General features: G+C 57.1%; 14 protein-coding genes. 6 read left to right on the forward strand and 8 right to left on the reverse strand.

Features of this window, described 5'->3' with window-relative positions:
• Positions 1–139: 139 nt before the first annotated feature.
• Both VV869_RS04785 and VV869_RS04790 read left to right on the forward strand, forming a co-directional pair.
• Positions 140–742 (forward strand): TetR/AcrR family transcriptional regulator, encoded by a 603-nt coding sequence (locus tag VV869_RS04785; protein WP_337733827.1) that lies wholly within the window; start codon positions 140–142, stop codon positions 740–742.
• 11 nt (positions 743–753) lie between these two features.
• Positions 754–2,628 carry an MFS transporter gene (locus VV869_RS04790; RefSeq protein ID WP_337733828.1) on the forward strand — a complete coding sequence of 625 codons (1,875 nt, stop codon included), beginning with the start codon at positions 754–756 and terminating at the stop codon, positions 2,626–2,628.
• Between the two features lie 85 nt (positions 2,629–2,713).
• Here VV869_RS04790 and menE read toward each other — a convergent pair whose 3' ends face one another.
• The 5 genes from menE to VV869_RS04815 are packed head-to-tail and all read right to left on the reverse strand — an operon-like array spanning position 2,714 to position 9,033.
• Entirely contained in the window at positions 2,714–4,177 is a 1,464-nt protein-coding gene (menE, locus tag VV869_RS04795; protein WP_337733829.1) for an o-succinylbenzoate--CoA ligase, read from the reverse strand.
• Positions 4,162–5,142 (reverse strand): o-succinylbenzoate synthase, encoded by a 981-nt coding sequence (menC, locus tag VV869_RS04800; protein WP_337733830.1) that lies wholly within the window; start codon positions 5,140–5,142, stop codon positions 4,162–4,164. Before menC ends, menE begins: the two co-directional genes overlap by 16 nt.
• Positions 5,143–5,151: 9 nt before the next feature.
• On the reverse strand, positions 5,152–5,949 hold the full coding sequence (gene menH, locus VV869_RS04805) for a 2-succinyl-6-hydroxy-2,4-cyclohexadiene-1-carboxylate synthase (protein ID WP_337733831.1): 798 nt from the start codon (positions 5,947–5,949) through the stop codon (positions 5,152–5,154).
• Entirely contained in the window at positions 5,933–7,681 is a 1,749-nt protein-coding gene (gene menD, locus VV869_RS04810; protein WP_337733832.1) for a 2-succinyl-5-enolpyruvyl-6-hydroxy-3-cyclohexene-1-carboxylic-acid synthase, read from the reverse strand. Before menD ends, menH begins: the two co-directional genes overlap by 17 nt.
• Positions 7,678–9,033, reverse strand: coding sequence for an isochorismate synthase (locus tag VV869_RS04815; protein WP_337733833.1), 1,356 nt, complete (start codon positions 9,031–9,033; stop codon positions 7,678–7,680). Before VV869_RS04815 ends, menD begins: the two co-directional genes overlap by 4 nt.
• 343 nt (positions 9,034–9,376) lie before the next feature.
• Between VV869_RS04815 and VV869_RS04820 the strand changes: the two genes are divergently transcribed.
• The 3 genes from VV869_RS04820 to VV869_RS04830 all read left to right on the forward strand — a co-directional run bounded on the left by VV869_RS04820 (position 9,377) and on the right by VV869_RS04830 (position 12,723).
• A complete protein-coding gene (locus VV869_RS04820) occupies positions 9,377–10,591 on the forward strand; it encodes a pyridoxal phosphate-dependent aminotransferase (protein ID WP_337733834.1) in 1,215 nt (404 codons plus the stop codon).
• A 180-nt stretch (positions 10,592–10,771) separates the two neighbouring features.
• The gene (gene yfbR / locus VV869_RS04825; RefSeq protein WP_337733835.1) at positions 10,772–11,356 is read left to right on the forward strand and encodes a 5'-deoxynucleotidase; all 585 of its coding nucleotides are present in this window, start codon (positions 10,772–10,774) and stop codon (positions 11,354–11,356) included.
• On the forward strand, positions 11,356–12,723 hold the full coding sequence (locus VV869_RS04830; RefSeq protein ID WP_337733836.1) for an anti-phage deoxyguanosine triphosphatase: 1,368 nt from the start codon (positions 11,356–11,358) through the stop codon (positions 12,721–12,723). Before yfbR ends, VV869_RS04830 begins: the two co-directional genes overlap by 1 nt.
• Positions 12,724–12,845: 122 nt before the next feature.
• Here VV869_RS04830 and VV869_RS04835 read toward each other — a convergent pair whose 3' ends face one another.
• Positions 12,846–13,457 (reverse strand): tRNA-uridine aminocarboxypropyltransferase, encoded by a 612-nt coding sequence (locus VV869_RS04835; protein WP_337733837.1) that lies wholly within the window; start codon positions 13,455–13,457, stop codon positions 12,846–12,848.
• 10 nt (positions 13,458–13,467) lie between these two features.
• Between VV869_RS04835 and rrtA the strand changes: the two genes are divergently transcribed.
• On the forward strand, positions 13,468–14,049 hold the full coding sequence (rrtA, locus tag VV869_RS04840) for a rhombosortase (protein WP_337733838.1): 582 nt from the start codon (positions 13,468–13,470) through the stop codon (positions 14,047–14,049).
• A 188-nt stretch (positions 14,050–14,237) separates the two neighbouring features.
• Here rrtA and VV869_RS04845 read toward each other — a convergent pair whose 3' ends face one another.
• Together VV869_RS04845 and ppiD are read right to left on the reverse strand one after the other, a co-directional pair.
• Positions 14,238–14,525, reverse strand: a complete 288-nt coding sequence (locus tag VV869_RS04845) for a ComEA family DNA-binding protein (protein WP_337733839.1) — start codon at positions 14,523–14,525, stop codon at positions 14,238–14,240.
• Positions 14,526–14,670: 145 nt separating this feature from the next.
• Positions 14,671–16,560, reverse strand: a complete 1,890-nt coding sequence (ppiD, locus tag VV869_RS04850; protein ID WP_337733840.1) for a peptidylprolyl isomerase — start codon at positions 16,558–16,560, stop codon at positions 14,671–14,673.
• Positions 16,561–16,568: the final 8 nt, after the last annotated feature.

The raw sequence follows: 16,568 nt of genomic DNA on the forward strand, positions 1-16,568 counted from the left end.
GAATATTGAACATCGTTCTATACTATTTTTGCTGCCCGTCAGCAGCGTATCCCCTTTTGCTTACTCTGGGACCGCTCGTGGTCTGTACTCATATTACAATTATCAGAGTAAGGCACTTTAGCTTAAGAGAAATGATTCGATGGCAAGACGAAACGACCATACTCGCGAAGAGTTGGTAAGTATGACACTGGAGCAAGTCAAAAACTTTCTCGACCAACATCCACACCACGAACTGAGTCTGCGTAAAATCGCCGCCATGATCGGCTATGTTCCCAGCACTCTGGTCAATGTGTTCGGCAACTATAACCTGTTGTTGCTCCATGCCGTGGCTCAAACCTTAGATGAACTGTTCGCTGAAGCTGCCGCCGAAATGCAGCATGTCACCGCGCCCGAAGACGCCTTGCGCCGCCTTGCCTATTGCTATCTGGATTTCGCCCAACGTCATCCGTACCGCTGGCAGCTGATTTTCCAGCATACAATGAACGGTGAAGAATTGCCGGAATGGCAAGCGGAGCGGATTGATAACATGACCGGCATGCTCGAAGCCCTGATCCGCCAGATCTCCCCGAACAAACCCGATGCGGCGATCCTCGAAGTCAGCCGGGTCTTGTGGGCCGGCGTTCACGGCATCACCCTCCTGAGTGTGGACGATAAACTCTTTACCGACACACCGGTCGACGGCAAAGCCTTGATCGATAACCTGATCGACACTTACCTTCATGCCTGGCAGGCAGAAGCCTAACGGAGACGGACATGAGCAGCAAGCCCCAGGCACGTCTGTTGACCCAGCAACGCTTTCTTCCCTATTTCCTGACCCAGGCTTTCGGTGCGTTCAACGACAACGTCTACAAAAATGTGCTGCTGATCCTGATCGCGTTTGCTGCGCCCGGTGCCCTGCCGGTTGATTCTGATTTGGTGATCAACCTGGCGGCCGGGCTGTTTATCCTGCCGTTTTTCCTGTTCTCCGCGTCCGCCGGGGTGCTGGCCGACAAATACGACAAAGCGCTGATTATGCGCAAAGTCAAATTCGCCGAAATTGTGATTATGTCGTTGGCGGCCATCGCCTTTGTCACCGAAAGCTACACCGCACTGCTGGTCCTGCTGTTCCTGATGGGTACGCAGTCTGCGTTTTTCGGCCCGGCAAAGTATGCGCTGCTACCGCAGCACCTGAAAAAAGAAGAGCTGGTTTCCGGCAACGCCCTGGTCGAAACCGGAACGTTTCTGGCGATTTTGATCGGCACGCTGCTGGCCGGGATCATTGCCAATCAGCCGCATGCCCATACCATTGCCGCAGTCAGTGTGGTCGCGTTTGCCATCATCGGCTATATCAGCTCGCGCTGGATCCCGGATGCGCCACCCAGCAAGCCGGACAGCCACTTTCACTGGCACCCGGTGCGCCAAACCCGCCATACGCTCTCGATCGCCCGGCGCAATAAAACCATTTTTCAGTGCGTACTCGGGATCAGCTGGTTCTGGTTCTTAGGAGCCTGCTATCTCACCCAGTTTCCGAATTTTGCCAAGCTTCACCTCGGCGGGAATGCCGCCTCGGTTTCATTCCTGCTCACCCTGTTCTCGGTCGGGATTGCGATCGGCTCCCTGCTGTGTGATCGCCTCTCGGGTCATCGCATCGAGCCGGGGATCGTTCCGCTCGGGAGCCTGGGGATCACTCTGTTCGGTGCCGATTTGATGTTTGCCACTCCGGCGATGATCCCCGTCACCGATTCAATCACAGCGTTTATCACTCAGCCGGAGTTGTGGCGGGTCTTCTTCTCGCTGGCCATGCTCGGTGTCTCCGGCGGGATTTTTATCGTGCCCCTCTACGCCATGATGCAAAGCCGGGCCAAAGAAGATGAACGGGCTCAGATTATCGCCGCCAATAATATCTGGAATGCCATTTTTATGGTCGCCAGCGCCATTACTGCTATTGTCTTCCTGTCGGTACTCGGCTTGTCAATCCCGCAGTTTTTCCTGTTCCTGTCGGTAGTAAACCTGATAGTGATGCTGTACATCTACACCCAGGCGCCGGATTTTTTCTGGCGCTTTATGGTCTGGCTGGTCAGCCACACCCTGTACCGGGTACGTCATAAGGATCTGAGCCATATCCCGGCCAAAGGTGGTGCGCTGATCGTCTGTAACCATGTCAGCTACATGGATGCGCTGTTACTGGCCGGGGCCTGTCCCCGCCCGATCCGTTTCTTGATGGATAAAGATATCTATAACCTGCCGTTCATCAAAACCTTCTGCTCGGCGTGCAAAGTGATCCCAATTGATGCCACCGACCGACGCTCCGTGATGAAAGCTTTTACCCATGTCAATCGCTATCTGGAACAAGGGGATATCGTCTGTGTGTTCCCGGAAGGGCAGCTGACCTATGACGGCGAAATCGGCCCGTTTATGCGCGGCATCGATCTGATCATCAAACGCGCCCAGGTGCCGGTGATCCCGGTCGCGTTACAAGGGTTATGGGGCAGCTATTTCAGCCGGGAAGGCGGACGGGCACTGTTGAAAATACCGAAGCGATTCTGGTCCCGGGTCCATATCATCGCCGGGCCGCCAGTCGAAGCAGCGCACGCCAACAGCGCGATGCTAAGGGAACAAATTCTGGCCCTGCGGGGCGAGAACCGCTAGCGCCCCTATACGAGCCAGAACGATCACCGAACCAGCTCCATTACAACACAAGTACCACAGCTCGGTGCGTTTCCGAACAAATCCTCTAGCAAAGGGGCTGATGGGCCAGCCAGTCAGCCAGTTGCCGCCGGGATATTTTGATCCCGGTGCCGGATAAGTGCTCCGGCAACCTCAGGTAATGCACCGGACGGCGAAACGCCGTCACCTGCGCCGCCATATATGCTTTCAACGCTTGCGTGAAAGGTTCGCTCAGCGTGGTCGTTGCGGTTTTCGTCTGAATCAGGGCCACCGGACGCTGCCCGTATTCCGGATCGGCGATCGGCAGCACGATAGCCTGCGTCACCTCGGGGTGGGCCAGCAGGACCTGCTCGATCGATTCCGGCTGCACATTCTCGCCACCAGAAATGAACATGTTGTCTGCCCGCCCGCGAATCACCAGCTCCCCGGCCTCCCAGTGAGCCAAATCTTTGGTGGCAAACCACGCCTGTGCCGACAGCGGCTCAATGTGCCGATGGCGATAATAGCCCAGCGCCAGGGTCTCACCACGCACGCAGATTTCGCCATCCCGGATGGTCAGCTCCCGGTGCGGCAGCAACGTACCGACTCCAGAACGCCCGTCGGCCCGTTTGGCGGTCACCGTCGAGGCCATCTCCGTCATGCCGTAGCCGCACCAACAGCGGATCCCGGCTTGTTCCGCCTGCTCGGTCAGGCTGACCGGGATCATCGCCCCGCCGAGCAAAACTTCTTTCAACGGGAACCCCGGCTTCGCAGCCTCTGAACCGGCGCTTGAACGTCTTTCAGCGCATTCATCCGAACATTCAGCCAGCAGCCGCTGAAGCTGGGTCGGTACCAGAGAAGCATGCGTCACCTGCAACAGCGCCTGGTTCAGGGCGCTCGCATCTGCGACCCTGAGCCGGGCGCCGCGATACAGCCAGCGCCAGAGGATCGCCATACCGGAGATGTGAAACAACGGGAGTGACAACAGCCAGCAATCATCGGTTTGATAATCCATCCGGGTCAGCAAGCCCTGCGCGCTGGCCAGATGCGTCTTGGCAGCATGCACCACGGCCTTGGGGACACCGGTTGAGCCCGAGGTCAGGGTCAGGGTCAGCGGCCGCTCCGGCTGCCAGTCAACGTCAATCGGCGACGCAGCGTCGACCGTACGAAGTTCAATGGCCGAGTAACGCTCTGAAATCTCAGAGATCGGCGCAGGCGTCCAGAGAAAATCGCAATCGAGACGGCGCAGTTGGGCCGCCAGCTCCGGCGAGCTACTTTTCGGGTTCAACCCCACTGAGCGGGCACCGACACGCATAACCGCCAACAACAGCCACACCAGCTGGATCGAGTTCGGGGCAACAATCGCCACCAGTTGATCTGGTTTAACACCCTGCGCCACCAGCCCGGCGGCATAGCGTTCGACTTCACGGGCCACGTCGGCCCAACGCCACCAGCGCTCCCCTTCGGTCAGGGCAAGCGCATCCGGCTGCTCTGCCGCCCAATGCTGCCAGGGCCAAGTGGAAAACTTGGCGGCTGCTAGTGCTGCTGCCATACCACCTCAAGCGAAGACAATGGTGTGATCGGCAACGGACACTCCGGCCACGGGGTTTCTAACTGGGCCTGAAACAGTTGCATGGTATCCAGTCCCGGCACCACCTCAGGGGTTTGCCAGGCTGCAAACCGGGCCAGTTGGTTCAACCCGAGGCTCGATTCCAGACTTGAGCTGATCACCGGGATCAGCCCCGCCTCCCGCGCCGCCGCGACCAGCTCCAGACAACGCTGCACCGAGCCGACTAGGGTTGGTTTGATCACAATCGCCACCACACCCGGCTCGGCTTTCACCGTAAATCCCGGATCACGCACCGTTTCATCCCAGGCAATCGCAATCCCGGTCACCTCGGCAAACGCCAGGCTTTCTGCCGGCGTGCGGCAGGGCTCTTCCAGAAAGGCGATCCCGGCCCGGTGTTGCGGCGCGACGTACTTGGCAAACTGACGCGCTTTGAGCGGGGTCCACTGTCGGTTGGCATCCAGGCGCAGGCGTATCCCGGGGATCGCTTCGATAAACATATTAGCGATCATCCCATCGCGCACCGCTTCGTACATGCCGACTTTCATTTTGGCCACCGGCTGACCTGAGTGTTGGCTCAAGCGTTCCACTAATTCGTCCGGATCACCCGAGCACAGCGGAGCAACCTGATAATTCCCCTCAGCCGGTAAATCACCCGTCAGCTCAAGAAGCGCCATACTGAGACCAAACGCCACGGAAGGAAACGCGCCGGATAGCTCCCAGGAGCCGTCGGCCTGCCATTGGGCCAACAGCGCTTGGGCCTGCTCACCGGCTTCCGTCAACGACTCGGCACTGAACTCCGGCAAGGGAGCGATTTCGCCATAGCCTACGCGGTCCCCATCCCTGAGCTCAACCACCCAGCCTTCGCGGGTTGCCAGGCGCTGGGAGCGCAGAATCACCCCCGAGTCCATCGGTAACTGATATTGATAAAGTGTCGCGTGACGTGTCATATTTATCTTCTACTGAATTAAGTTTAAAAACTGCTGCAAGACCGCGGAAAATGCATCCGGGCGCTCCACATGCACATTGTGTCCGGCCCCCGGGATCACACTGACGTCCAGCGCGCTCGCCTCGGCCAGTGCCCGGAACTTGGTATCCTTGTCCCCGCAGAGGTAGTGGATCGGCAAATTCAGCGCCGCCAAGCTGGCCAGCAACATCGGCTGGTTCGCCAGCGACGTTGCCCGCAGCATCTGCGCGATGCCCGGACCAAACAGATCCTTGCGTTTGCTGATCAGTTGCTGTCGTTGCGCGAGATTAAGCGAGGCAAAAACCGGTTGTTGATACCAATCCCTCAGGACCTGCTCCGGCAACTCGACCATAAAGCGCTGCGCCCAGTGCGAGTCATGTGCTAACCGGGCTGATCGCTGCGACTCAGGTAAGCCGAAATGCCCCCCTTCAAGCACCAGCCCGACCAACGTCGGTCCGTTCGCCGGACGCGGCTGACAGGCGTGATACATCGCTAGCCGCGCGCCCATCGAATAGCCAATCAGGACATAATGTCGGATTTCTCGCTGGCGCAAGGTCTCGATGATTTGCCGGTTAACGTCCTCAAAGCCCATGGTGGTGATCTCCCGGCTGTGGCCGTGACCGGGCAGGTCGATGGTCAGACACGGATAGGCCGCGCACTGCTGGATCACCGCCGCCCAATCCCGGCAGGTGCCGAGCAGTCCATGGAGAAATACCAATACCGGCGGGGATGACGGGCTGTGCTCCGCGCGGTCACTCACATGGCCAAACACTTCAGAGTAAAGGGGCATCTTTGACCTTCGCAAACAGGGCTTTCAGCAGTTCCCCGCTTTGCCCCGGTGGCGTTTTTACTTCGATCAGCGTGGCTCCGGGACGACTGAGTCCCTGACGACAGGCCAGTGCCGCTGCTTCCAGCGTGGCCGGACAGTGATATGCCAAACCAAACATCGCGGCGGCATGGTCAAACGCCAGCCCATGAGACATCCGGTACAACGGCTCGCGTTGCTGGTCCGGAACCGGCAACAAATCAAAAATGCCGCCGCCATCATTATTGGTCACGATGACCACCATCGGCTGCTCACTGCGGCCCAGCAGCGCCAGGGAGTTCAGGTCGTACAGCAACGAGGTATCCCCCAATGCACACAGCAATGGGGTCTGTCTTGCGCGCTGGACCCCGGCCGCGGTGGCAATCAGACCATCGATGCCCGAAGCCCCGCGATTGGCAAACACCGCGGTATCGGGCAACTGACCGCACATATCCAGCAGCCGGACAATCAGGCTGTTGCCCAGAAACAGTTCGGTGTCCGGCGTCAGCCAGCCCGGCAGGTGCATCGCCAGCGTGACTTCATCCAGCGTATCTGCACGTTCGGCCAGTTGACGAAAATAGGCTTTTGAGGCCTGTGCAAGCGGCGCGGCCCAGCCGTGATAAGGAGACTCATAAATCTGCTGCGCAGCGGCTTCGGCCCAGGCTTTCACGTCTGCGACAATGCGTCGGCTGCGACGGTGCGCGGGGTCCAGCCGTTCGGTCAGCGGATCCACCAGCCAGTATTGTTGCCATTGACGGGCGGCAATGACCCCCATCAGCCGTTTTGACACCAGCCGGGCACCAAACTGGACAATTACCTCGGCCTGATTGAGATACCGGCGACAGGCATCATTTTGCAACCACGCATCATAGCCCGCCCAGTCACTGGAACCGCCGGACTGAGGATCGGCCAGCAACGGCCAGCCCAGTCGCTCAGCCAATGCCTTGACCGCACCCAGCTCCCCCGGTGCCAGCCGCCCGGCAACAATCACGCCCTTCTGGGCCACCAACGTTGACCAGAATGCCGGTTCGACCCACACCGCACCACTGTCGGCACGCTGGAACCGGGTATAGGGCTGGGTATCCTCCTGCCAACTCCCCAGCGCGGCCAAGTACGAAGTAAAGTTGCCGCCTTCTCCATACAAAGGCTCCGGATAGTGACAATTGAAATGAACCGCGCCGCCCCGCTGGAGTTGCTGGAACATTGCGGCGTCAACGGTCGTCAGCAACCAGCTCGGACAGATATCCAGACTAGGTGACGGAATATCATGGCAGGCCGTGACATGGTCTGAAAAGATCCCCACCTGCTGGATCGCCTGATTCGCGCCGCACTGGATCAGCTCCGGGGGCCGGTCTGAAGTCAGCAGGACCAGCTTCTCGCCGGTCAGACCGGCCTCTGCGACTGCCGGTAACAGGTTCGCGACCGCGGTTCCGGAGGTGACAATCACCGCCACCGGGGCCTGAGTCGCTTTCGCCAGCCCCAGCGCCATAAATCCGAGTCCACGCTCATCAAAATGGGTGTGAAGCGTCAGCCGGGGGTGACGGTCGGCCGCCAGAGTCAACGGCGTCGAGCGTGAGCCCGGTGCAATACAGACATGCTCCACCCCGAGGCGGGACAATTCTTCGAGCATCAGCTGTGCCCAAAGCCGGTTCAGCCCGGCCCGGTGATCGGTCGTGGCATCAGGTTGTAATGCCGGTGTCGCTTGATAAATACTCATGCAGTATGACGCTCCCGGTGTTGTTCACGGGTTGAAGACTCACCCGAGTTTCCGGGTGCTGTGCTCTCCGCACCAAGCAGGTGGCTGAGGGTCTCGGTTTTCCGCTCCAACTCCTGCCATTCGCTGGCCGCGGTTGAGCCGGGCACAATGCCGGCGCCGGCAAACAGGTGTAATTCATCGCCCTCCAGCAAGGCACTTCGGATTGCGACGCAAAACTCACTCTGCGCGCATCCGATATAGCCGACCGCCCCGCTGTACCAACCGCGGGCAAATGGCTCATGGGCCGCAATAAATGCCAGGGCTTCATCCCTTGGCAGACCGGCAATGGCAGCCGTCGGCTGCAGGGTGTCCAGCAGCGCCGCACTGGCCACCTCAGCATTCAGTACGCCGGAGATTGCCCGTTTAAGGTGCTGAACCTGCCGCAACCGAACCAGCGTCGGCGTCTCGGCCACGTCCAGCGTCGCACCACAGGCAGCCAGTCGCTGGACAATATCATCCACCACCAGCTGGTTTTCATAGCGATTTTTGCCATCTTCCAGCAACCACTGCGCCAGCCGGTAATCTTCCGCTTCGTTCTGGCCCCGGGCGATCGTTCCGGCCAGGGCTTCAGTGCGGCAATGCGATTCCTGGCGCAGAAACAACCGCTCCGGCGTCGAGCCGACGAAACCATGCCGGGCATCCTGGGCCATCATAAAATGAAAGCTATGGTGATTTTTCTGGCGACTGGCCTGAAGCAACTGGGCCGAAGACAGTTCGCCATCCAGCGACAAGGTCGTCCGGCGTGCCAGTACCACCTTATCCAACGCACTGGTTTCAATGGCATGCAGGGCTCCATCCAGCATCATTGACCACTGGTCGAAATCCGGGCTATCGGTCCGCTGGCGGATCCCGCTTCGAATTGCCGGAACCCGAGCAACGGATGGCACCAATCGCCGCAATTGTCGCACTGTCCTGGCCTTGTCCGCCGGATCCAGGTTGGCAGCCAACTGCCAGCCCTGATGGGTCTGGATCAGCTCCATCACCGGCAGGAAAAAGAAAGCAGACAGGCAGTGACGGTTACGCGGCGTACGCCCGTCGAATGAACGCCCGCCCCACACACGCTGTTGGCCGTCAATCGACTGCTCAGCCAACGCCGGGTCGGAAAAAGTCTCAAGTTGACCCAGCGCCACCACGGTTTCCTGCGTGTCACGCGCTTGCCAGAAGAATTTCGGAAAAATAGGTTGCGAGTCCATCCAGCCGATCATATCGGCATGAACCGGCCAGCAGACCGGCACGCTGACACGGCGTGTCGACGGACCGGCACCTTGAATCAACTCGATGAGAGATGTAATGGCAGTTTGTATTCCGGTCAAAAAAACCTCACTCAGCGCTCTGTCAGTCACGGCATATCTAAAGCGATTATAGAGAGGCAACTCACTTTGGATATTGTTCCAGCTCAATATTGGCCAATACTTTAACCACATAATATATGTGCTATTACCGGACGCCAAATGCAATTTGACTAGTATGTTTTCAATTGCAGGAGCCATCTCCTTCACCGCACTCGACTGGCAGCAGAGAATCATGCCAGTAAAAAAAGAACTTAATTATATATTCCCCTTTTTTTCATTATTTTTTCCTGTTGACCCTTTATTTATCACAATTCCTTAGTGTAATTTGTTGTCATTAGATAACAATTCGCGCAGGAAAATCGCAATGCACAACATCGGGATGTCATCCAAGTTAAATAACGTTTGCTACGACATACGGGGGCCGGTTCTGAAACAGGCTAAGCGTATGGAAGAAGAAGGGCATAAAATCCTGAAACTGAACATCGGGAACCCGGCCCCGTTCGGTTTCGATGCCCCGGATGAGATCCTGGTCGACGTGATCCGCAATTTGCCGACCTCACAAGGCTACAGTGACTCCAAAGGCATTTACTCGGCACGAAAGGCCGTGGTACAGCACTACCAGAAACGCGGTTTGCTGGATATTGATGTTGAAGATGTCTACATCGGCAACGGGGTGTCCGAGCTGATCATGATCGCGATGCAGGCGTTGCTGAACAATGGTGATGAAATCCTGGTCCCGGCACCGGACTACCCGCTGTGGACTGCGGCTGTGTCGCTCTCCGGCGGAAACGCGGTGCACTATACCTGTGACGAAGAAGCTGACTGGTATCCGGATCTGGACGATATCCGCAGCAAAATCACCCCCAATACCCGCGGGATTGTGCTGATCAACCCGAACAACCCGACCGGCGCCGTGTACAGCCGGGATTTTCTGCTGGAAGTGGTTGAAATTGCCAGACAAAATAAATTGATTATTTTTGCCGATGAGATTTACGACAAGATCCTGTACGAAGGCGCGCAGCACCACTCCATCGCACCGCTGGCCGAGGATGTCTTCTGTGTGACCTTCAACGGCCTGTCCAAGTCTTACCGGGTGTGTGGCTTCCGCGCCGGCTGGATGATCCTGTCCGGACCACGCCATCTGGCCAAAGGCTATATCGAAGCCCTGGAGATGCTCTCGTCCATGCGCTTATGTGCCAATGTGCCGATGCAGCATGCCATTCAAACAGCACTGGGCGGCTACCAGAGTATTAACGAGTTGATCCTGCCCGGCGGGCGGTTGCTGGAACAGCGGGACAAAGCCTATGACATGCTGACCGCGATCCCCGGGGTCTCCTGCGTCAAGCCGAAAGGGGCGCTGTACCTGTTCCCGAAACTGGATCAGAAGAAGTTCAATATCGTTGATGATGAACGCATGGTGCTGGATTTCCTGCAACAGGAGAAAGTCCTGGTGGTGCACGGCACTGGTTTTAACTGGAAACAACCGGATCACTTCCGGATTGTTACCCTGCCCCGGATTGATGATCTTGAAATGGCCATCAGCCGACTGGAGCGGTTCCTCCATAACTACCGCCAGTAACCCGTTCTCGCCCCGGCACACCACCGGGGCTTTTCTTTATTTTCTGCTACCTTAATAATCCTGAACTGAATCCGGCGTCATCTCCCCTGAACGGATACGCAAGACGAGACATTGCGTCCTGCCGATTGAAGTCGTTTGGGTATATCCTAAAAACACGCCTTGCCGCTGAGTAGTACACATATGAAACAAAGTCATTTTTTTGCCCACCTGGCCCGAATGAAACTGATCCAGCGCTGGCCGCTGATGCGGTGTGTGTCGAGTGAAAATATTTCCGAGCACAGCCTGCAGGTTGCCTTTGTCGCCCACGCACTGGCGCTGATCAAAAACCGCAAGTTCGGCGGCAACGTCAATCCGGAGCGCATAGCCCTGCTCGGCATGTTTCATGACACCAGCGAAGTGCTGACCGGCGACATGCCCACCCCAATCAAGTATTTCAACCCGGCCATTGCCGAGGAATACAAAAAGATTGAGCTGGCCGCGGAGCAAAAGCTTCTGTCCATGCTGCCGGAAGAGTTTCAGGATGATTATGCGCCGCTGCTCGACAGCGAACGAATTGATCAGGCAGACTATGCCATTGTAAAACAAGCGGATACATTATGTGCTTACCTCAAGTGCCTTGAGGAGCTCAATGCCGGCAATCATGAATTCACCCAGGCCCGAAAACGTCTCGAGGACACCCTGGCTGCCCGAAAAAGTCCTGAAATGACCTATTTTCTGGAAACATTTGCCGACAGTTTTAACCTGACGTTGGACGATATCAGTTAATGAAGGAATATAAGCACCATCCCGAGTGGGAAATCCGCATCAGCAACGAGCAGAAAATGCGGCGCAATGATCACCGCTCGCCTTTCCAGCGTGATCGGGCCCGGATTTTACACTCCGCCGCGTTTCGCCGCCTGCAGGCGAAAACCCAGGTCCATGGTGCCGGCCACCACGATTTCTACCGCACCCGGCTGACGCACTCGCTGGAGGCCTCCCAAATCGGAACCGGCATTGTGGCCCAGCTGAAAATCAAGCAACCCGATTTCAAAAGCCTGCTGCCGTCCACCAGCCTGATGGAAAGCCTGTGCCTGGCCCATGACATCGGCCATCCGCCGTTCGGCCACGGCGGTGAAGTGGCACTGAACTATATGATGCGTGAGCACGGTGGGTTCGAAGGCAATGCCCAGACATTCCGCATCGTCACCCTGCTTGAGCCGTACACCGAACACTTCGGGATGAACCTCTCCCGCCGCACCCTGCTTGGCCTGCTGAAATATCCGGCGCTGATCAGCACCACCCGGGCGCAGGAACAACCTCCGGAAGTCAGCCAGTTCCGCCATCTGCGCGCCAAAGACTGGCATCCGGCCAAAGGGATCTACAACGATGATCAAACCACACTCAACTGGGTACTGGCCCTGCTGTCGGAGCATGACCGCCAGCTGTTCAGCCAGATGCGCCAGCCGCGCAACCACCCGACTGACCAATTAAAGACCCGGTTCAAATCGCTCGATTGCTCCATCATGGAGCTGGCCGACGATATCGCTTACGGTGTCCATGATCTGGAAGATGCGATCGTCATGGGGATTGTGACCCGCGAGCAGTGGCATGAGGCGGCGGCCAGCCAGTTGGCCGAAAGCGATGAGCCCTGGCTGGAAACCCATATCGGCCACCTCAGTGAACAACTGTTCGGGACCCATTATGAACGCAAAGACGCCATCGGCGCCCTGGTCAATGCTCTGCTCACCGCGATCCACATTGCTCCGTCAATTCAAAATGGCGTCGACAGCTTTGCAGAGCCGTTGTTGCAGTGGAATGCTTTTCTTTCTGAGCCCATGGAGCGGGTCCTCGCCATCCTCAAGCACTTCGTCAGCGAATATGTAGTGAAAAAGCCGGAGATCCAGTTGCTGGAATACAAAGGCCAGCAACTGGTGATGGAGCTGTTCGATACGTTCGCCGCCGACCCCGAGCGCCTGTTGCCGGGCGATACCCGCGCCCGCTGGATGGCTGCCGCGGATCGGGGGGACAACGCCCACCGCGTCATTGCCGATTATATTTCCAGCATGACCGATGGCTACGCCCAGCGACTCTACAGCACCTTATTCCATCCCAACGCCGTGGTCGGGTTCAACCATGAGGGGCAAGGGTTTTAACTTACCCTCTCAATCAGCGAGCAGGCGCCCGGCAAAAACCTGCGCTGTGCTCGCTTGAAGCCTGTTCGTGTGACTTACACCAGATCGCTTCACTCGCACCAGTTCGCCTCACTCGCATCGCCTCATTCACAATAGTTGCGCTCAAACACCCCCGGTGGCATATGGCGGATCTGATCGTCAATCATCTGCTCAAACGCCTCAAGCAACGGGTGAAACTTGCCTTCACCTTCCAGCGCCGTTAGGGCCAGATAGCCGGCCTCAACTGTGGAGACACCCTGTGCCTTGGGCGATTTTCGGATCCGGTAGTTCCCCTGCTCCACGTTATCCAGCGTAACCGTTGGCAACGCCTGCAAGTTTGTCGACAACTGCCAGATCTTATAGGCTTTCTTCCAGGTACCGTCGAGCAGGATCAATGTCCGGAGCCGGGTGCCAGTTTGGGACTCGTCAGCCAGCCGGGAAATCGGCATCGCCATCTCACCCGGATAAACCAGATAAGTATCTCGCTCGCGTTGCGCCAGCAATGTATTCAGCTCCGGATGTTCAGAGAAGTCCTCGCCCACCCACAGACGGGCGTTGGGGAGCGACAGGGTCAGGATCCGCGCCGTTCCGATTGCCCGCTTCACCTCAGAAGGGTGTTGTAATATCCACAGTTCAGTTTTAGCATCAAGAACTTGAATCCAACGGCAGATACAGGCCTTTTTCGCCTTACCACACTGCTCACAATATCGGCTCATTGAGGTAACCTTGTCTCTTCGAATTTATCTATCACTCGCCGCCCTGCTGCTGGTCATCACCCAATGGCCGGATATCCAGTTCTGGCTGGCCTGGGATCGCCAGGCGATTGTTCACGGCGAAATCTGGCGGATCCTAACAGGAAACCTCACCCATACCAATTGGCCGCACATGATCATGAATACCCTGGCACTGGCCATCATCAGTTTTATTTTCCGGGCACATATTCGCCTCAAGCCCTTCACCGTGCTGTTACTGGGATTGTCCACCCTGGTCGGACTCGCCATTCTGGCCAGCGAGATTCGCTGGTATGTCGGTTTGTCCGGAGTCCTCCACGGTGTATTTGCCTGGGGTGCAGTCAAAGATATCCAGACGCGACAACAAGGGGGTTGGCTGCTCTTACTCGGTCTGGGGGGGAAGATTGGCTGGGAACAGATCGCAGGCGGCTCTGCCAGCTCTGAGGCGCTGATTGGGGCCCGGGTTGCCACAGAAGCCCATTTGGCCGGCGCGCTGGCCGGGGTGGCGATCGCCGTGAGCTGTATCGCCTGGCAGCGTTACCGAAAACGACGTGACACGCAGCACAACAACATCTGAAGCCAACGCGACAGGCGCCGTTCACTCACCAAACCGTTCGCGACCCAGCCATTCTCTGACCAAACTATTGTTTGTCCAAAGTATTATCTGATCAAAAAAGAAGCCCGGCGATGCAGGTACACCCCGGGCTATGGTCACAATCTTACTTTCCCATCACAAGCGAGTCCGGGTTCGGGTCCCAGCCCATCTTACAATTGAATCCGATCGCGGTTTTTCTCAACCGTCGCTGTCCCAATGCCGTTGACCTTAGTTAAGTCCTCCACCGAGGTAAAGTTCCCATGCGCTTCACGATAAGCAATGATCTTCGCTGCCTTATCCGGACCGACCCCAATTAAGAGGGTATCGAGCTCTTCCGCATTGGCGGTGTTGATATTGACTGTAATGGAGATCCCTTCATGGGGATCCTGTTCGGCTTGGGCGAGTGGAGACAGACAAAGTGTCAGAGCCAGCACCAGGCTGTGTATCAGCTTTTTCATTTCAAACCTCGTGTATTAGATTTCAAAAGAACTGATCCGCAGATTAATACCTCAGGCCACAGAAACGAGCTGAAAATGACAGGCAGACGCCGAAAAAACGACGGGCCGCACAAGGGCGGCCCGTCAAGTAATCGCTCGATTACAATTAGTTTTCAACTGCATCCAAAGTTGGGTAGCTGACATCGGCGGTATCACGCAGCACTTCCAGGGTCGCCATAATATCGCGCTGTGCGTTCATCTGCTCAACCTGGCCGGCCAGTTGGCTATCGGTTGCCACCGGCGCCACGCTCGCCTCAACGACCGCATCGAGTGCAATGATCATCACATTGCCCTGCGCATCACGCGTCATGCCGTAAACCGGCTGATCTGCTTCTGGCTTCGCCAGACCAAAGGCAACACGAGACAGCATCAGGTTCGCTCCGGTACGCTCAATCGTCTGTGCATCACTAAAGCTCAGATCTTCCTGCGCCAGAATGCCGGTATTGCCCTCACGCAGTGCAGCAATCACTTCATCAGCTTTATCCTGCGCAGCCTGCTCACCTTTTTGGGCCGCCAGCTGCTGACGCGCCGTCTCTGCTACATCTTCAAACGGCAGCAGGGTCTCTTCACGAGCGTCATCCACCCGGACAACCACCACATGCTCAGGACCGACTTCAATCACTTCTGAGTTCAGACCGTCCTCGCGCACTTCCGGGCTGTCCAGCGCCTGCAGGACTAAAGGATTGGCCAGAATCCCCGGTGCTTCATCATGGGCAAAGAAGTCTGTGTGATGCACTTCAGCATCGACAGCTTTCGCAGCATCATCCAGAGAATCCGGCATTTCGAAAGCCTTCTCCGCCAGTTGAGTTTGCAGATCGTAGAAAGCTTCAGCAGCGCCTTGCTCACGCAGATCAGCCAGGATCTCGTCGCGGACATCGGCAAACGGCTTCACTTCTGAGTTCTTAATGTCATCCAGTTTGATGATGTGGAAACCAAAAGACGATTGAACCAGCTCGGAGATTTCTCCCGGGTTCAGAGCAAACGCAGCATCTTCAAACGCCGGATCCATCACCCCGCGCTCGAACCAGTCTAACTGGCCGCCATCTTTACCGCTGAAGGTATCATCAGACGCAGTTTTTGCCAGCTCAGCAAAATCATCCCCTTGCTTCAGCTGTGCCAGCAGGGCTTCCGCTTTCGCCTTCGCCGCTTCGCTGTCACCCTGGATCAGGATATGGCTCGCTTTACGCTGCTCGGCCGTTGCATATTTATTGCGGTGCTCATCGTAGTAAGCTTTCGCCTCAGCTTCAGACACGTTCAGCGTCTCTGTCAGCCCCTGGCCGGACAGTTCGATGTAAGCCACCTTCACTTGCGCCGGGCGGGTAAACTGCAGCGGGTTCTGCTCGTAATACGCTTTGACTTCTTCGTCCGTGATTTCGACACGTTTTTCGAAATCCGCCAAATCCAGGGTCAGGGAGCGCACCACACGCTGCTGCTGCTCCAGCTTCGTCAGGGCAGTCAGCTCATAGTTCAGGGCAAAGTCACTGCTCTGCAGCGCACCCAGCAGTTGCTGGCGCAGCATATCGGTGCGAATCGTCTCTGCGAAGCGATCCGGGGTATATCCGGCGCGGCGCAGCAGGCTGTTATACAGTTCATTGTCAAACTGACCTTCACGCTGGAACTCCGGCATCGCGACAATCGCTTTACGAACCTGCTCGTCGCTGATGCGCATCCCCAGCGCATTGGCGCGTTCTTCAATCAGCACATCGTTGACCAGACGGTCGAGCACACTACGACGGAACTGTTGTACATAAGCCGGATCACCCATCAGGGTATTGAAGTAATCGCCCAGCTGCGACTGCATCCGGTTACGTTCATTCTGGTAAGCCTGCTCGAACTCACGCTGGCTGATATTCCGGTCATCAATTTTCGCGGCAACCGGCTCACCACTACCGGCGAGATAGCCACCGACACCGGCAAAAATAAAAGAAAAAATAATCAGGCCAAGAATGATCTTAACCCAAATGCTGCTAGCGCCTTCGCGCATACGCTCCATCATAGTCTGCC

The sequence above is a fragment of the Photobacterium sp. MCCC 1A19761 genome (assembly GCF_037389125.1).
Lineage (GTDB): Bacteria > Pseudomonadota > Gammaproteobacteria > Enterobacterales > Vibrionaceae > Photobacterium.